Here is a 17258-nt window from a genome sequence, read left to right as displayed (position 1 = left end):
TCCGATAAACCCGGCCCGGACCTCGTACACCACTTTCCCAGTCGGTAGCCGTACACTCTGGCGGGCGTGTGGCGTGGCGCACCTGCCGCCGAACGGGCGCAGGACGCCCGACCACCGGTGACGACCAGGGTAGAGGAAGGGGAGCACGGGTGGCTTCCAGCAGGGACCGGCAGCGCAAACTGGCGCGCGCCAAGCTCGACCGGCAACTCGCCCGCCGGGCCGCCGCCGTCAAGCGTCGTCGGCAGATCCAGGCCGGAGTCGGCGTCGCCGTCGTCCTCGCGCTGATCGTGGGCGGCTCGGCGTGGGCGCTGGGCGCCTTCGACGACGAGCCGAAGGAGAACACGGCCGCCGAGGACGTCTGCCTCTGGACGCCGCAGGACGCCACCGCGAACACCAACCTCAAGGACGTCGGCACCCCGGCCACCGAGGGGCTGCCCACCGACGGCGTACGTGCGATGACGGTCACCACCAACCAGGGTGCGCCGATCACCGTCGAGCTGGACCTGGCCGGCGCCCCGTGCGCGGCGGCGAGCATCGCCCACCTGTCCAGCCGGTCGTTCTACGACAACACCAAGTGCCACGAGATCACCGCCGAGGGCGCGGTGCGCTGCGGCGACCCGAGCGGCACCGGGCTCGGCGGCCCCACCTACTCGTTCTACGACGAGAACGTGCCCACCGCGCCGTCACCGTCGGCCAGCCCCGCCGCCGGCCAGCCCGCGACGTACCCGAAGGGCACGGTCGCGATGATCGCCAACCCGCCGGGCGCCAACGGCAGCCAGTTCCTGATGTTCTTCAAGGACTTCACCACGGCCGACCCGAAGTATCCGATCATCGGCCGGGTCACCGGTGGGATCGACGTGGTGGCGAAGATCGGTGCCAAACCGACCGTGGACAATGGGACGGGGGCGAAGGTCAAGCCCAAGGACGACGACGTGGTCGTGCAGAGCCTGACCGTCGGCGAGCCCGTGGCGCAGGCGACCTCGGCACCGACGCCGCCCGCTTCGGGCGCTCCGGCGGCCAGCCCGAGCGCCGGCTGACCCGGCCGCCCCACCAATCGCAGCGGCACCGACCGCGCCACCCGACAGCCCAGGAGGATCCAGGCGTGACGTCCACCAGAGAGCGGCAGCGCGCGGCGGCGCGCGCCCGGCTCGAGAAGGAGATGGCCGAGCGCGCGGCCAGGGCCCGCAAGCGCCGGCAGACCCAGGCGATCGTGGGGGCCGCCTCGGTCCTGGTCCTCGTCGTCGCCGGCACGGTCTGGCTCGTCACCACCCTCGGCGGAGACGACGACAAGACCGACACCGCCGGCCCGGGTGCCGGCAACGTGCAGTGCGCCTGGACCGAGATCCCCGCCGACCAGCGGTCCCCGCAGATCAAGGACGTCGGGGTGCCGCCCGTGCAGCAGTCGGCCACGGGCACCCAGACGATGACGATCGACACCAACCTGGGCCCGATCACCGCCACGATCGACCGGTCGGCGGTGCCCTGCACCGCGGGCAGCTTCACCCACCTGGCGGAGAAGAACTTCTTCGACAACAGCAAGTGCCACCGGCTGGTGACCGAGGGCATCAAGGTGCTCCAGTGCGGTGACCCCGGCGCGACGGGCAAGGGCTGGCGCCAGACCGACGGCACCGGCGGCCCGAGCTACCGGCTCGCCGAGGAGAACCTGCCCACCGACAAGCGGCCCCCGTACCCGGAGGGCGTGATCGCGATGGCCAACTCGGGCCAGCCGGGCAGCACGGGCAGCCAGTTCTTCATCGTCTACGGCGACTCGCCGCTGGACCCGAACTACACCGTCCTCGGCACCGTCACCGGCGGCATGGACCTCGTGAAGCAGGTCGCGGCGGCGGGCGACGACAAGGCCTTCGCGAAGCAGGCCGGTGGCGGCCACCCGAAAAAGGAAGTCGTCATCAACAAGCTCACCATGAGCGCCCCCCAGGGCTGATCCACACCCAGCCGTACGACGAGCGCCCGCCGGCGATGCCGGCGGGCGCTTCCCTGTCCCACGTTCTCCCACCCGACCCACCCTCCCCGCCCACCACCCGGCCCGCTCTCGGTGATCATGAGGTTGGCGGCGATCTCGATCTCCCTGGCTGCCGCCAACCTCATGATCACCAAGGGGCAGGAAAGCCCGAGGTGCAGGGGTGCCCGGAGGGCCAGGGGTGCGGGTGGGGACGGGTGGGAGGGCCGCAGGGGCGGCAGAGCGGGGCGCCCCGGCTCTGTCGGTGCCGGGCCGGGGCGCGCCGTCGTGCGAAGGGTCGGGCGGGGTCAGGCGCCCGAGGTGACGCGGTAGGCGTCGAAGACGCCGTCCACCTTACGGACCGCCGCCAGCAGGTGGCCCAGGTGCTTCGGGTCCGCCATCTCGAAGCTGAACCGGCTCACCGCCACCCGGTCGCGGGTGGTGGTGACCGTGGCGGAGAGGATGTTCACCCGCTCCTCGGAGAGCACCCGGGTCACGTCGGCGAGCAGCTTGTGCCGGTCCAGCGCCTCGACCTGGATGGCGACCAGGAACGTCGACGCCGAGGTGAGCTTCCAACTCACCTCGACCACCCGCTCGGCCTGCGCCCGCAGGTCCTCGGCGTTGGCGCAGTCGTCGCGGTGCACGCTGACGCCGCCGGAGCGGGTGACGAAACCGAAGACCGAGTCCGGCGGAACCGGCGTGCAGCAGCGCGCCAGCTTGATCCACACGTCGCTGACCCCGCGTACGACCACGCCGGGGTCGGCGCTGCTCTGCCGGCTGCGGGGCGGACGGGTGGCGACGGCGGTCTCGGCGATGTCCTCCGCCGCGCCCTCCTCGCCGCCGTACGCGGCCATCAGCTTCTGCACCACCGACTGGGCGGAGACCTGGCTGTCGCCGACCGCCGCGTAGAGGGAGGCCACGTCGGCCAGGTGCAGGTCCCGGGCGATCGCCATCAGCGCGTCGGAGGTGAGCATCCGCTGCAACGGCATGCCCTGCTTGCGCATCGCCTTGACGATCGCGTCCTTGCCGGCCTCGATCGCCTCCTCGCGCCGCTCCTTGTTGAAGTACTGCCGGATCTTCGTCCGCGCCCGCGGGCTCTTGACGAAGCCCAGCCAGTCCTGCGTCGGGCCGGCCGTGTCGGACTTCGACGTGAAGATCTCGATCACGTCGCCGTTGGACAGCGTCGACTCCAGCGGCACCAGCTTGCCGTTGACCCGCGCCCCGATGCACTTGTGCCCGACCTCGGTGTGCACCGCGTACGCGAAGTCCACCGGCGTGGAGCCGGTCGGCAGCGGGATGACGTCACCCTTCGGGGTGAAGACGTACACCTCCTGGCTGGACAGGTCGAAGCGCAGCGCGTCGAGGAACTCGCTCGGGTCGGCCGCCTCCCGCTGCCAGTCCAGCAGCTGGCGCAGCCACGTCATCTCGTCGATGTGCGCGGGCGGGCCGACGATCTGGGTGCCCTTGTGCTCCTTGTACTTCCAGTGCGCGGCGATGCCGAACTCGGCGGTGCGGTGCATCGCGTACGTGCGGATCTGCATCTCCACCGGCTTGCCGGTGGGCCCGATGACCGTCGTGTGCAACGACTGGTACATGTTGAACTTGGGCATCGCGATGTAGTCCTTGAACCGGCCCGGCACCGGCTGCCAGTTGGCGTGGATCACGCCCAGCGCCGCGTAGCAGTCCCGCACCGTGTCGACCAGGATCCGCACCCCGACCAGGTCGTAGATGTCGTTGAAGTCGCGACCCCGCACGATCATCTTCTGGTAGATCGAGTAGAGGTGCTTCGGCCGCCCCGTGGTCTCCGCCTTGATCTTGGCGGCCTTCAGGTCGGTCTGCACCTTCTGCGTCACCTGGCGCAGCAGCGCCTCGCGCTGCGGCTGGTGCTCCCCGATGAGGCGGTTGATCTCCTCGTAGCGCTTCGGGAAGAGCGTGCCGAAGGCCAGGTCCTCCAGCTCCCACTTGATCGTGTTCATACCCAGCCGGTGGGCCAGCGGGGCCAGGATCTCCAGCGTCTCCTTCGCCTTCTGCTCCTGCTTCGGGCGGGGCAGGAAGGTGAGGGTACGCATGTTGTGCAGCCGGTCGGCCAGCTTGATCACCAGCACCCGCGGGTCCTTGGCCATCGCGACGACCATCTTGCGGATCGTCTCGGCCTTGGCCGCGTCGCCCAGCTTGACCTTGTCGAGCTTGGTCACCCCGTCGACCAGCAGCGCCACCTCGCCACCGAAGTCGGCCCGCATCTGGTCGAGGGTGTATTCCGTGTCCTCGATCGTGTCATGCAGGAGCGCGGCGACCAGGGTGGTGGTGTCCATGCCCAGGTTGGCCAGGATCGTGGCGACCGCGAGCGGGTGGGTGATGTAGGGGTCGCCGGACTTGCGGTACTGCCCGGAGTGCCAGCGGGCCGCTGTGTCGAAGGCGCGCTGGAGCAGCCGCGCGTCCGCCTTGGGGTGGGCGTCCCGGTGGGTCGAGATCAGCGGCTCCAGCACCTCGCTGACCTGCGAGGACTGCCACGGCGCGTTGAACCGCGCCAGCCGCGCCCGGACCCTGCGGCCGGTGGGCGCGGTGGAGAGCGCGAAACCGGCGCTCGGCATGTGGTCGCCGACGACGTCGGCGGGGAACGGAAGCAGGACCCCCTCGGTCGCCGCGCCCGCGCCGTCGGCCGTGGCCGTCGGCGTGTCGGGGCGTACGGGCTCGGCCGGGACGGTCACGCCGGGGCCCGCCTCCGGAGCCTGCGCGTCACCGTTGGGTGCGGTCGCCGAGCCGTCCGCGTCGCCTGTCGGGTACACCGTGCCCTCCACCGGAGGGGCGACATCGTGGGACACCGGCCTCCTCACCGCTCGCCGGGAAGTCACCGACCGTGCGCCGGCCGGCCTGGTCTCGCGCCGCCCGGACGGGTCCCGCCCGGTCAGCAAAGGGCAATGCTACCCGCACGCACGGTGCCCCGCCGCTCCGCCGGACGGTCCGCACCGGGTCCGCCCGACGGCCGGTGGGGTCAAACGGTCAACAGGGCATGCACGGGGCGCGGGGCCAGCCGATCCCGGCCGCCGAGGAAGGCGAGCTCCAGCAGGACGGTGAAGCCGGCCACGGTCCCTCCGGCCCGCTCCACCAGGTCCAGCGTCGCCTCGGCGGTGCCGCCGGTGGCCAGCACGTCGTCGACCACCAGCACCCGGTGCCCGGCCGTGAAGGCGTCCTCGTGCACCTCCAGCGTGGCCTCGCCGTACTCCAGGGCGTAGGAGGCCGAGTAGGCCGGTCGGGGCAGCTTGCCGGCCTTGCGCACCGGCACGACGCCGACCCCGGTCGCGTACGCGATGGCGGCAGCGACCACGAACCCGCGCGCCTCGATGCCGACGACGGCGTCGAACGACTCCCGCCCGTGGTACGCGACGATCCCGTCGATCACCTGACGGAACGTGTCGCCGTCGGCGAACAGCGGCATCAGGTCCTTGAACATGACGCCGGGCTTCGGGAAGTCGGGCACGTCGAGCACCCGGCTGGCGACCAGCGCGGCGGTGGCCGGGCCGCTGTCTCCCCGTACCCCGGTGCTGTGGGTCTCCGTCACGGCAGTTCCGCTCCCCTTCACGACGACGGCGTCCTGCATGCTGCTCGCACAGCATGAAGGACGCCGTCGGATCGGTTCCTACCGGGTCTGCCCGGCTCGGCTCAGCGCCGCTTGCCGCCACCCGGCCGGTTGCCGCCGCCGCCGGCGGGCCGGCCGCTCCGCGCGCCGGTCGGGCGCTTCCCAGCCGGTCGGGCGCCGACCCGCGGCGCCGCGCCGGCCAGCGCGGCCGACTCCGGGTCGACCGGCTCGTCGTCGGACTCGTCGGTACGCGGGGCGGTGCCCTTGCCGGTGACCTCGCCCCGGGCGATCGCGCCCCGGCGGGCCATCACCCGCTTGTTGTGCGCCTGGATGCGCGGGTCGTAGTTCTTGAGCACCACCAGCAGCGGGGTGGCCAGCAGGATCGAGGTCAGGAACGCCACCGCCATACCGACGAAGAGCACCAGGCCGAGGTCCTTCAGGGTGCCCGCGCCGAGCAGGCCGGCACCGATGAAGAGCAGACCACCGACCGGCAGCAGCGCGACCACCGAGGTGTTGAGCGACCGCATGAGGCTCTGGTTGATCGCCAGGTTGGCCGCCTCGCCGTACGTCTGGTTGTTGTTGGCGGTGATGCCGCGCGTGTTCTCCTGCACCTTGTCGAAGACCACCACCACGTCGTAGAGCGCGAAGCCCAGGATCGTGAGGAAGCCGATGACCGTCGACGGGGTGACCTCGAAGCCGACCAGCGAGTAGATGCCGGCGGTGAGGATCAGGTTCATGATCAGCGAGGTGACCGCGGCGACCGCCATCCGCCACTCGAAGCGCAGGATCAGGTAGATCATCACCACCGCGATGAAGATGACCAGACCGAGCAGCGCCCGGGAGGTGACCTGGCTGCCCCACGCCTCGCTGACCTGGTTGCCGCTGATGGTGGCGGCGTCGATGCCGAACTCCTCGGCGATCTCGGTCTTGACGGCGTTGGACTGCTCGGTGTCGAGCTGGGTGGTGCGCACCTCGTAGAAGTCGCCGCCGGTGCCGCCGACCTTCTGGGTGGTGACGACCTTGGCGTCGTCGCCAGCCACGGCCAGGGCGTCCTTGACCTTCACCTCGGTCTGCTCCAGCGTGCCGACGCTGGCCGGGATCTGGAACGAGTTGCCACCGGCGAACTCGATGCCGAGGCTGAAGCCGCGCAGCCCGAAGCTGAGCGCCGACAGCAGGACCAGCGCGAGCGCCACGCCGAACCAGACCTTGCGCCGGCCGATGACGTCGAGGCCGGCCTCGCCGCGGTAGAGGCGGCTCGCGAGACCACTCTTTGCCATCTCAGGCCTCCTTGACGCGCGGGTTGCGGGGCTTGGCCGGCTCGGCCGTCCGGGGCGGGAGCGCCCGGCCGAGACCGCTGACCCGCGGGGACAGGAACGCGGAGGTGCGGGCGAACATCGTCATGATCGGGTGCCGGAAGAGGAAGACCACGACGAGGTCCAGGACTGTGGCCAGGCCGAGGGCGAAGGCGAAGCCCTTCACCGTGCCGACCGAGACCACGTAGAGCACCACCGCCGACATCAGCGTGATCGCGTTGGCCGAGATGATCGTGCGGCGGGCCCGGATCCAGGCGCGCGGCACCGCGCTGCGCGGGCTGCGCCCCTCGCGGATCTCGTCCTTGAGCCGTTCAAAGTAGATGACGAACGAGTCCGCCGCCACACCTAGTGACACGATCATGCCGGCGATGCCGGCGAGGGTGAGGGTGAAGCCGATCTGCCGGCCGAGCACCACCAGCGCGCCGAAGACCAGCAGCGCCGAGAGGACCAGGCTCAGGAAGATGACCGAGCCGAGCAGGCGGTAGTAGAAGAACGAGTAGACGATGACCAGCAGCATGCCGATGCCCGCCGCGAGCAGACCCGCCCGCAGGTGGCTGGCACCCAGGGTGGCGGTGACGTTCTGCTGCTCCTGCGCCTCGAAGGTCACCGGCAGCGCGCCGTAGCGCAGCTGGCCGGCCAGGGCGCTGGCGTCCTTCTGGGTGAAGTTGCCGGTGATCTGCGAGTTGCCCGTCAGCACGCCCTGGATCTCGGGCGAGGAGACGATCTCGTTGTCCAGCACGACGGCGACGCGGCACTTGCCGTCCTGGCCGAGGGCGGTGGCGTCGCAGGCCTGTCCCTCGTTGTTGAACGCCTCGCGGGTCAGGTTGGTCCACTTGGTCTGGCCGTCGCCCGTGAAGTCGAGGCTCACCACCCACTGGCTGGTCTGGTCCAGCACCGCGCTGGCGCCCTTGACGTCGGTGCCCAGCACCTTCGCCTGGTCGAGCAGGTACTTCGCCACGCCGTCCTCGCAGGCCACCGCCTGCTGGTCGGCAGCCGAGATCGACGCCGGCGGGCGCTTGTCGAGCTGGGCGCAGCTGATCTGCGGCACGTTGAACTGCATCGTCGGCGGCAGCACCGCGACCTGGCGCGGGTCGAGAGCCGCGAACGGCTTGAGCTTCTCCGCCAGCGACGGGTCGGCGGTCAGGTCGGCCGGAGCCTGGAGACCGCTCGCGGCCGCCCAGGCGGCGGCGCCGACCTTCTGCTCGACGGCCTTGCGCTGCTCCTCGATGCTCTGCGGCACCGGCTCGCCGCTGGCGCTCGGCGCCGGGGCGGCGGCCGAGGGGGTGGCGCTCGGTGCGGCCGACGCGCTGGCGCTCGGGGCCGGGGCCATACCGCCCTGACCGCCGCTCGGCGACGCGGTCGCCTTCGGGGCGGCGCTGCCCGACGGGGCGGCGCTGCCCGAGGGCTTCGCGCTGCCCGACGGGGCCGGGGCCGCGCTGCCGGACGGGGCCGGGGTGGCGGCGGGCGGCGGGGCGGTGGCCGCGCCGCTGCCGTCGGCGGCCTTGAGCACCTTGCGGAAGCGCAGCTCGGCGGCGTCGCCCACCTCGGTCAGGTCGCGGTTCTCGCCGGGCAGGGAGATCACGATGTTGCGGTTGCCCTCGGTGACCACCTCGGCCTCGGCGACGCCGAAGGCGTTGACGCGGCTCTCGATGATCTGGCGGGCCTCTTCGAGGTTCTCCGCCGTGGGGGGCCGGCCGTCGACGCTGTTGGTCGCCTCCAGCGTCAGCCGCGTGCCGCCGACGAGGTCCAGGCCGAGCTTGGGCTCGAGCCTGTCCTTCAGGCCGCCGCTGGCGCCGCCCGCGAAGAACACCAAAAGATAGAGGACGACGAAGATGAGCCCGAGCACGGCCAGTTGCCGTCCGGGCCGCATCTGTCCCTGAGGTGGTGCCACGGCTGTCCTGTCTCCCTGTACGGTCGCGCCGCTGGTGCGGCGGGTGTCGGCCGGTCCGGCCGGCGGGTCCGACGGGCCGGCGTCGGAGGCCGGCATCCGGCTCCGGGGCTCGGCGCGGGGGCGCCGGGCGGAACGGGACGAGCCGGCTTCCGGCGTCGGGCCCAACTATCCAGTTTTCACGTCGACTCCGCTGCCCCGTCGGGGAAAGTCGTCACCGGAGTCCGGCGACCACCATCCCGCGCGGGGCGGGAGCGACCGTCATTCCTTGACGACGTCCGCGTCCTCGACGACCGGCTCGTCGGCGGGGCGCTCCGCCTGGCTGACGACCCGGGCGATGGCCGGACGGGCGTAGCGGGTCTGCACACCGGGCGCGACCTCGAGCAGGACAGTGTCGTCGTCCACGCCGGTGACCGTGCCGTAGAGGCCACCGATGGTGACCACCTCGTCGCCGGGGGCGAGGGCGGACTGCATCGACTCCGCCTCACGGCGGCGCTTCTGCTGGGGGCGGATCATCATGAAGTACATGACGCCGAAGAGCAGAGCGATCATGAGGATCGGCGTCAGGCTGCCGGCACCCCCGCCGCCCTCTGCTGCGTAAAGCACGGTGAAAGACCTTCCCATTGGCCCCCGGCCCGGCGCGGGCGCGCCGGAGCGGAAGCGGATTCTCACGTCCTGTACAGACCGGCGCGAGTCTAATCCCTGCACCTGGGAACGCCGAATGCGGCACAGATCACGTTCACATCACGGCTGATCGGCATCCGTCGAGAACAGATCGGGCACCGCAGGAGCATTAGCGCCAAATGTACCATTCGGCGGCGTACGGCCCAGATGCCGCCAGGCGGCCTCCGTGGCGACCCGGCCGCGCGGCGTACGGGCCAGCAAACCGGCCCGGACCAGGAAAGGCTCGCAGACCTCCTCCACCGTGTCCGGTTGCTCACCCACCGCCACGGCCAGCGTGGACAGGCCGACCGGGCCGCCCCGGAACGAGTCGACCAGCGCGGTCAGCACCGCCCGGTCGAGCCGGTCCAGGCCCAGTGCGTCGACGTCGTACACCTTCAGGGCGGCCCGGGCGGTCTCCAGGGTGACCACCCCGTCGGCCCGGACCTCGGCGAAGTCGCGGACCCGGCGCAGCAGGCGGTTCGCGATGCGGGGCGTGCCCCGGGAGCGGCCGGCGACCTCGGCGGCGCCGTCGTCCGTGATCGGCACGCCGAGGATCCGGGCCGAGCGGCGCAGCAGCACCTCAAGGTCGGCCGGCGAGTAGAAGTCGAGGTGCGCGACGAAGCCGAACCGGTCGCGCATCGGCCCGGTGAGCAGGCCGGACCGGGTGGTCGCGCCGACCAGGGTGAACGGCTCGACGTCCAGCGGAATCGCCGTCGCGCCCGGCCCCTTGCCGACGATCACGTCGACCCGGAAGTCCTCCATCGCGCTGTAGAGCAGCTCCTCCGCCGGCTTGGCGATCCGGTGGATCTCGTCGATGAAGAGCACGTCGCCCTCGGCGAGGCTGGTCAGGATCGCCGCCAGGTCGCCCGAGCGCTCGATCGCCGGGCCGCTGGTCACCCGGATGCCCGAGCCCAGCTCGGCGGCGACGATGTTGGCCAGGGTCGTCTTACCAAGGCCGGGCGGGCCCGACAGGAGGATGTGGTCGGGCGGGGAGCCGCGCCGCATCGCGCCCTGGAGCAGCAGGTCGAGCTGGTCGCGGACCCGGTGCTGGGCGATGAACTCCTCCAGCCGCTTCGGCCGGACCGTGGCCTCCGCGTCGAGGTCGGCGTCGTGCACGTAGGCGGAGACGAGCCCTCCGTCGGCCCCCGTCACCGGGTGCGGCCCAGCAGCCGGATGGCCTGCTTGAGCAGGACCGGCACCGGCGGCACGGCACCGTCGATCGTCTCCGCCACCGCGGCCACCGCCTGGTCGGCCTGCCCGGCCGTCCAGCCGAGCCCGACCAGCGCCTGGCGGACCTGCTCGGGCCAGGCCCCGCCGGTGACCCCGGCCGCGCCGTCGGCGCCGACCGGCACCGGGCCGACACGGTCGCGCAGCTCCAGGACCAGGCGCTCCGCGCCCTTCTTGCCGATGCCGGGCACCCGGGTCAACGCGGCGGTGTCGGCGTTGGCGATCGCCTTGCGCACCGCGTCGGGGGTGTGCACGGCGAGTACGGCCTGGGCCAGCCGGGGGCCGACGCCGCTGGCGGTCTGGAGCAGCTCGAACAGCTGCTTGGCGTCGTCGTCGGCGAAGCCGTAGAGGGTGAGCGAATCCTCCCGGACGACCAGGCTGGTGGCCAGCCGGGCGGGCTGGCCGATGCGCAGGTCGGCGAGGGTGCCCGGAGCGCACTGCACCGCCAGGCCCACCCCGCCGACCTCCACCACGGCGTGGTCCGGACCGGTCGCGGTCACCACCCCGCGCACGCTGGCGATCATCTGGCTCCTCCTCGTCGTACCCGGTCGGCCGCGGCGGCCAGCTTGGAACGCGTTCCGCCGCGCCACACGTGACAGATGGCCAGGGCCAGGGCGTCGGCGGCGTCCGCCGGCCTCGGCGGCTCGGCCAGCCGCAGCAGCCGGGTGACCATGGCGGTCATCTGCGCCTTGTCGGCCTGGCCGGAACCGGTCACGGCCGCCTTCACCTCGCTGGGCGTGTAGGTCTGCACGGGCAGCCCGGCGCGGGCGCCGGCGAGCACGGCGATCCCGCTGGCCTGGGCGGTGCCCATCACGGTGCGGACGTTGTGCTGGCTGAAGACCCGCTCGACGGCGACGCTGTCGGGCCGGTGCTCGGCGACCAGGTCGGTGAGCGAACGGTCCAGGTGCAGCAGGCGCAGCGCCAGGTCGTCGTCCGGATCGGTGTGGACGACGTAGTAGGCGATCAGCGTGCAGGGCCGCCCCGGCACACCCTCGACCACGCCGACCCCGCACCGGGTCAGCCCCGGGTCGACGCCCAGCACGCGCACGCCGCCTCCTCCCCCAGCCGCCGGCGAGACCCCAGCCGCCAGCAGTACGTGTGTTCGACACCCTACCGAGCCGGGCGACACCCCGCCGCCGGGGACACGCCGGGCGCGCCGACACGCCGTGCGGGGCGCGCGGCGGCCACACATGCCGGACAGTGAGTATGTGTCGCCGGCCCATGTGCGCCCGGACACACAGCTCGTAACTTCATGCGCCATGACGGCAGAACCCGTGGCGGTCCCCCACGTCGTACACGTCGACCTCGCTGGTCGTACCGCCCTGGTGACCGGGGGCGGGAGCGGCATCGGCCGGGCCTGCGCCCTGCGGCTGGGCGCCGCCGGCGCCAAGGTCCTGGTGGTGGACCGCAACATCGAGGCGGCCAAGGCGGTGGCGGCGGAGGCCGGCGGGCGGGCCGAGGGCGTGGACCTGGCCGACCCGGACGCGGTGGACCGCCTCGACGCCGACGTGGACATCGTGGTGAACAACGCGGGCCTGCAGCACGTGGCGCCGGTGCAGGAGTTCTCCGCGGAGCGCTTCGCCCACCTGCACCGGGTGATGGTGGAGGCGCCGTTCCTGATCATCCGTCGGGCGCTGCCGCACATGTACGCCAGGGGCTGGGGGCGGATCGTGAACATCTCCTCGGTGCACGGGCTGCGCGCCTCGCCGTACAAGTCGGCGTACGTCTCCGCCAAGCACGGGCTGGAAGGGCTGTCGAAGGTGGTCGCGCTGGAGGGCGCCCCGCACGGCGTGACCGCCAACTGCATCAACCCGGCGTACGTGCGCACGGCGCTGGTGGAGAGCCAGATCGCCGACCAGGCCGCCAGCCACGGCATCCCCGAGAGCGAGGTGGTCGAGAAGATCATGTTGGCGCGGGCGGCGATCAAGCGGCTGATCGAGCCGGAGGAGGTGTCCGAACTCGTGGCGTACCTCTGCTCGCCGCCGGCGGCGTTCATCACGGGCGCGTCCATCGCGCTCGACGGGGGCTGGACGGCGAACTAGTGGCAAGCCGCACAATGTCGGTCATGTCGTCACCGGTGGAGTTCCTGGAGCTGCTCGCCCGCGAGGCCGCCGCGGTGGAGTTCGAGGGGCCGCTCGTCGCCGCGCGCGCCGCCGGGCTGCCGCCCGCGCGGCTCGCCGAGCTGGAGCAGGCCAAGACGGTCGCGCTGCGGGTCCGCGCGCTGCTGGAACGCCGCCGCCGCCGGGAGGTCGAGCTCTCCGGGTTGTACGACACGGTCAGCGACCTGGCCGGGTTGCGCGACCTGGACGACGTGCTGCGCGCGATCGTGCACCGGGCGCGCAACCTGCTCGGCGCGGACGTGGCCTACATGACCCTCGACGACGAGGAGCGCGGCGACACGTACATGCGGGTCACCGACGGTTCGGTCTCCGCCCGCTTCCAGCAGCTGCGGCTGCCGATGGGCGCGGGCCTCGGCGGCCTGGTGGCCCAGTCCGGCGCCCCGTACGTCACCGCGAACTACCCGGAGGACGACCGATTCCACCACACCGGCGAGATCGACGCCGGCGTGGGCGAGGAGGGCCTGGTGGCCATCCTCGGGGTGCCGCTGCGGCTCGGCTCGACCTCGATCGGGGTGCTCTACGCGGCCAACCGCTCGGCCCGGCCGTTCGTCCGCGAGGAGGTGGCGCTCCTGGTCTCCCTCGCCGCGCACGCGGCGGTGGCGATCGACACCGCGCGGCTGCTCGCGGAGACGCAGGCGGCGCTGGAGGAGCTGTCGGCGGCCAACACCACCATCCGGGCGCACAGCAGCTCCGTGGAGCGGGCCGCGGCGGCGCACGACCGGATGACCGCGCTGGTGCTGCGCGGGGGCGGCGTGGAGGACGTCGCCGCGGCGGTCACCGACGTGCTCGGCGGGGCACTGCTGGCACTCGACGCGGAGGGCCGGCTGCTGGCCCGGGTCGGCGAGATCGAGGAGCCGGACCGGGCGGACATGGTGGAGGCGGTGGCCGCTTCGCGTACGGAGGGCCGCAGCGTGCGCCGGGGCCGGCTCTGGTACGCCGCCGTGGTGGCCGGGGCGGAGAACATGGGCGCGCTGGTGCTGCGCCCCGACGACGAGCTGGTCGACGCCGACCAGCGGATCCTGGAGCGGGCGTCGCTGGTGACGGCGCTGCTGCTGCTGTTCCGGCGTACCGTCGCCGAGGCGGAGGGGCGGGTCCGGGGCGAGCTGCTCGACGACCTGATCGCCCGGCCGCTGCGGGACACGGACGCGCTGCGCAGCCGGGCCCGCCGGCTCGGGGTGGACCTGGACGCCCCGCACGTGCTCGTGGCGGTCGGCGACGACGCCATCGCCGCCACCGGCTCGGCCCGGCAGCGGGTGCTCTCCTGGGCCACCACGTACGCCTCGACCCGGGGCGGGCTGGCCGCGGCCCGCGACGGGCGGGTGGTGCTGATGCTGCCCGGGCAGGACGCGGGCGGCAGCGCCCGGGCGGTGGCCCGGGACCTGTCCCGGGTGACCGGCCGGCCGGTGACCGCCGGGTCGAGCGGCCCGTCGACGGGGCCGGCGTCGCTGGCCGCGACGTTCGCCGAGGCGGAGCGGTGCCTGACCGCGCTGGGCGCGCTGGGCCGCTCGGGGCAGGGGGCGAGCACGGCCGAGCTGGGCTTCGTCGGGCTGCTGCTGGGCGCGGTCGGCGACGGGGGCGACAAGGACGTCAACCGGTTCCTGACCGCCACCGTCGGGCCGGTCGTCGACTACGACGCCCGGCGGGGCACCGCGCTGGTGCGGACCCTGGAGGCGTACTTCGGGGTGGGCGGCAGCCTCGCCCGGGCCGCCGAGCTGCTGCACGTGCACGTCAACACGGTCACCCAGCGGCTGGAGCGGGTCGGGCAGCTGCTCGGCGCGGACTGGCAGAAGCCGGAGCGGGCACTGGAGGTGCAGCTGGCCCTGCGCCTGCACCGCCTGCGTACGCCCGCCGCCTGACGGCCCGCGCACCTGGGCGCCGACGGACCTGGCCGCAGCGCGACCGACAGGCGTCCGACCGCCGGGGCCGCCGCCCGGCGAGGCGGGGCCGTCAGCGGGCGCGGATGCCGTCCAGGACGCCGTCGACGATGCGCTGCGGCAGGGTGGCCTCGTCGAGTTCGGGGTGCCAGCGCATGACGCGCTGCACCAGCATCGGGCCGGCCAGCATCGCCATGACCACCTCGACGTCGAGATCCGCGCGCAGTTCGCCGGAGCGCATCCCGCGCCGCAGCACCTCGCGCATCATCTCCCGCCGGGGCTCGATGATGTTCTGGTAGAGCTGGTACTGCTCGGGGCTGCGGTTGACCTCCGGCACCAGGCAGGGCATGATCCGCGCCGCCCGCGGGTCGATGTGGTTACCGACCGCGCCGACCAGCAGGATCAGGTCGTCGCGGACCGAGTGGCCGGCGGGCTCGGGCGGGCTGCCCTTGAGCGTACGCAGGGCGTCGCGCAGCAGCGCGTCCTTGCCCGGCCAGCGGCGGTAGATGGTGGCCTTGCCGACGCCGGCACGGGCGGCGATCGCCTCGATCGAGATCGCCTCGATCGTGCTGCCGTCGGCGAGCAGGTCGAGGGCGGCCTCGACGATCGCCTCGTCCGCGCGGACGCTCCTCGGCCGCCCGGGCGGCCGGGGAGCGTCGGCGGTGGAAGTCATGTCGGACATTGTTCCCGAAGCTAGGCGGTCCCGGCCAACTCGGGTTCCCCCACCGGCACCGGCCTCTCCGCCGCGTCGGCGGAGCGGCCGGGCATCCAGCGCAGCACCACGAGGATGCCGAGCGCGGCGATCGCGGCCGCGAGGCCCGCCGCCCAGTGCATCGCGGCCAGGAAGGCGTCGTCGGCGACCGCGATCAGCTGCGGCGCCGCCGGCCCGAGCTGACCCGCCGCGGCGTACGCACCGGAGATGGACTCGCCGGCCGCCTCGCGCGCCCCGGCGGGCAGGTCCCGCAGGGCGGGGTCGACGTCGGCACGGTAGACCGCGGAGAGCACCGACCCGAGCACCGCCACGCCGAGCGCGCCGGCCACCTGCCGGACCGTGTTGCTGACCGCCGAGCCGACGCCGGCCTTCTCCCGGGGCAGCGCGGACATGATGGACTCCGTGGCCGGCGGCATGATGTTGGCCATCCCGGTGCCCTGGAGGAAGAAGACGACCAGCACCACCCAGATCGGGGTGGTCGCGTCGACGAACGCGAACGCGCCGAGTGCGACCACGGTCAGCGTCAGCCCGACCGCCGCGACGGCCCTGCCGCCGTACCGGCGGACCATCGCCGCGCTGGCCGGGGCGAAGACGAGCTGGGCCGCCGCGAAGGGCAGGAAGAGCAGGCCGGTCTCCAGCGGGCTGTAGCCGCGCACCAGTTGCAGGTAGAACGAGGTGAAGAACATGACGCCCATCGCGGCGAAGAAGATCAGCCCGACGATGGCCACCGGCGCGGCGAAGCGCGGCACCCGGAACAGCCGCACGTCCAGCGACGGGTGGTCGCTGCGCCGCTCGTACGCGACGAACCAGGCCAGCACCGCCAGGCCGCCGAGGATCGCGACCCAGACCAGCGGGCGGCCGAAGCCGTGCTCGCCGCCGTCGATGATGCCGTAGGTCAACGCGACGAGCCCCACCACCGACAGCAGCACGCCGGCGACGTCGACGCGGCCCGGCTCCGGGTCCCGCGACTCCGGCACGAGCAGCGCCACCAGCACCACGCCGAGCACCACCACCGGCACGTTGATCAGGAAGACCGAGCCCCACCAGTAGTGCTCCAGCAACGCGCCGCCGAGGATCGGGCCGATGGCCACGGCCAGGCCGACCGCGCCGGCCCAGACGCCGATGGCCCGGCCCCGCTCGCGGGGATCGAAGACGTTGGAGATGATCGAGAGCGTGACCGGCATGATGGCCGCGCCACCCACGCCCATCAGCGCACGGGCCGCGACGAGCTGCGCGGGGCTCTGCGCGTACGCCGACAGCAGCGACGCCAACCCGAAGAGCACCAGGCCGATCAGCAGGAAGCGCTTACGCCCGGCGCGGTCCCCGAGCACGCCGAAGGTGAACAGCAGGCCGGCGAAGACCAGCGTGTAGGAGTTGATCGACCACTCCAGCTCACCCTGGCTCGCCCCGAGGCCGTGCACCGGGTCGGCGAGGGTCCGCAGCGCGACGTTGAGGATCGTGTTGTCCAGGACGACCACGAGCAGGCTGATCACCAGCACCCCGAGGATCGCCCACCTCCTCGGGTGTCCCGTGTGCTCGTGCGGTGGCATCTTCGGTTCTCCCCCCGGACCCCGTTTCGATACGGGCCAGACTCGTAATTCGGCGGTGTCAGCGTAGGCGGGTGGTTATCGATACGGAACCGGTTCGTATCTTATGTGGCGGCGGTCACTCGTGTCCTCTTTCCGGGTGCTGCATGGCGCTCGGGGGATGGTTGGGGAGCAGGGTTCGACCCGTGGATGGTCGGGGCCTTGGGTGATCGAAGCCTTGAGTGGTTGAGACGTTGGGTGGTTGAGGCGTGGAGCGGTTGAGGCGTGGAGCGGTTGAGGTGCGTCGGCTGGTGCGGTGCGTCGTGGTGGGGGTGTGGCCCGCCGTGCCCGGCTCCGGGCGGTCAGGCTTGATCCCTGCGCCGGGCACGGCGGGCCACACC

The 17258-nt window shown here is 72.7% G+C and carries 13 protein-coding genes and 1 pseudogene; 4 read left to right on the top strand and 10 right to left on the bottom strand.

The genetic code is table 11. The annotated features are described in order from the left end of the window. The first annotated feature begins 149 nt into the window (after positions 1–149). Together EV374_RS27835 and EV374_RS27830 are read left to right on the top strand one after the other, a co-directional pair. Entirely contained in the window at positions 150–1037 is an 888-nt protein-coding gene (locus EV374_RS27835; protein ID WP_132240126.1) for a peptidylprolyl isomerase, read from the top strand. Between the two features lie 65 nt (positions 1038–1102). Continuing rightward, positions 1103–1942: a peptidylprolyl isomerase gene (locus EV374_RS27830; RefSeq protein ID WP_132240125.1), complete on the top strand. Its 840-nt coding sequence runs from the start codon at positions 1103–1105 to the stop codon at positions 1940–1942. Between the two features lie 323 nt (positions 1943–2265). Here EV374_RS27830 and EV374_RS27825 read toward each other — a convergent pair. The 8 genes and pseudogenes from EV374_RS27825 to ruvC all read right to left on the bottom strand — a co-directional run. Continuing rightward, positions 2266–4545 (bottom strand): annotated as a pseudogene (locus EV374_RS27825) (RelA/SpoT family protein); the annotation flags it as partial. A 404-nt stretch (positions 4546–4949) separates the two neighbouring features. Beyond that, positions 4950–5516: an adenine phosphoribosyltransferase gene (locus EV374_RS27820; RefSeq protein WP_132240123.1), complete on the bottom strand. Its 567-nt coding sequence runs from the start codon at positions 5514–5516 to the stop codon at positions 4950–4952. A gap of 101 nt (positions 5517–5617) precedes the next feature. Continuing rightward, positions 5618–6811 (bottom strand): protein translocase subunit SecF, encoded by a 1194-nt coding sequence (gene secF, locus EV374_RS27815; protein ID WP_132240122.1) that lies wholly within the window; start codon positions 6809–6811, stop codon positions 5618–5620. A 1-nt stretch (position 6812) separates the two neighbouring features. After that, complete coding sequence (gene secD / locus EV374_RS27810; RefSeq protein ID WP_207914616.1) at positions 6813–8738, bottom strand: protein translocase subunit SecD; 1926 nt, start codon at positions 8736–8738, stop codon at positions 6813–6815. 258 nt (positions 8739–8996) lie between these two features. Beyond that, the gene (yajC, locus tag EV374_RS27805) at positions 8997–9341 is read right to left on the bottom strand and encodes a preprotein translocase subunit YajC (RefSeq protein WP_199184446.1); all 345 of its coding nucleotides are present in this window, start codon (positions 9339–9341) and stop codon (positions 8997–8999) included. 138 nt (positions 9342–9479) lie between these two features. Then, a complete protein-coding gene (gene ruvB, locus EV374_RS27800) occupies positions 9480–10550 on the bottom strand; it encodes a Holliday junction branch migration DNA helicase RuvB (RefSeq protein ID WP_132240121.1) in 1071 nt (356 codons plus the stop codon). Then, entirely contained in the window at positions 10547–11149 is a 603-nt protein-coding gene (gene ruvA / locus EV374_RS27795; RefSeq protein WP_132240120.1) for a Holliday junction branch migration protein RuvA, read from the bottom strand. Before ruvA ends, ruvB begins: the two co-directional genes overlap by 4 nt. Beyond that, positions 11146–11673 carry a crossover junction endodeoxyribonuclease RuvC gene (gene ruvC / locus EV374_RS27790; RefSeq protein WP_132240119.1) on the bottom strand — a complete coding sequence of 176 codons (528 nt, stop codon included), beginning with the start codon at positions 11671–11673 and terminating at the stop codon, positions 11146–11148. Before ruvC ends, ruvA begins: the two co-directional genes overlap by 4 nt. Before the next feature lie 211 nt (positions 11674–11884). On the opposite strand from ruvC, the gene EV374_RS27785 reads away from it, so the two are divergent. Further along, on the top strand, positions 11885–12667 hold the full coding sequence (locus EV374_RS27785; protein WP_132240118.1) for a 3-hydroxybutyrate dehydrogenase: 783 nt from the start codon (positions 11885–11887) through the stop codon (positions 12665–12667). A gap of 14 nt (positions 12668–12681) precedes the next feature. Continuing rightward, entirely contained in the window at positions 12682–14601 is a 1920-nt protein-coding gene (locus tag EV374_RS27780; protein WP_132240117.1) for a helix-turn-helix domain-containing protein, read from the top strand. Positions 14602–14692: 91 nt separating this feature from the next. On the opposite strand, the gene EV374_RS27775 is transcribed toward EV374_RS27780, so the two are convergent. Next, the gene (locus tag EV374_RS27775; RefSeq protein ID WP_132240116.1) at positions 14693–15301 is read right to left on the bottom strand and encodes a TetR/AcrR family transcriptional regulator; all 609 of its coding nucleotides are present in this window, start codon (positions 15299–15301) and stop codon (positions 14693–14695) included. A gap of 11 nt (positions 15302–15312) precedes the next feature. Continuing rightward, positions 15313–16881, bottom strand: a complete 1569-nt coding sequence (locus EV374_RS27770; protein WP_132240115.1) for an MFS transporter — start codon at positions 16879–16881, stop codon at positions 15313–15315. Positions 16882–17258: the final 377 nt, after the last annotated feature.

The organism is Micromonospora sp. CNZ303 (assembly GCF_004345505.1).
Note: the sequence above shows the minus strand (reverse complement) of the source record. Positions and strands in the feature narration are given on the sequence as shown.

What these genes read in the sequence shown, in the direction of transcription:
- secF (WP_132240122.1), bottom strand. Translation starts at nt 6,811, where the DNA reads ATGGCAAAGAGTGGTCTCGCGAGCCGCCTCTACCGCGGCGAGGCCGGC.
- ruvA (WP_132240120.1), bottom strand. Translation starts at nt 11,149, where the DNA reads ATGATCGCCAGCGTGCGCGGGGTGGTGACCGCGACCGGTCCGGACCAC.
- EV374_RS27785 (WP_132240118.1), top strand. Translation starts at nt 11,885, where the DNA reads ATGACGGCAGAACCCGTGGCGGTCCCCCACGTCGTACACGTCGACCTC.
- EV374_RS27780 (WP_132240117.1), top strand. Translation starts at nt 12,682, where the DNA reads ATGTCGGTCATGTCGTCACCGGTGGAGTTCCTGGAGCTGCTCGCCCGC.
- EV374_RS27775 (WP_132240116.1), bottom strand. Translation starts at nt 15,301, where the DNA reads ATGTCCGACATGACTTCCACCGCCGACGCTCCCCGGCCGCCCGGGCGG.
- EV374_RS27770 (WP_132240115.1), bottom strand. Translation starts at nt 16,881, where the DNA reads ATGCCACCGCACGAGCACACGGGACACCCGAGGAGGTGGGCGATCCTC.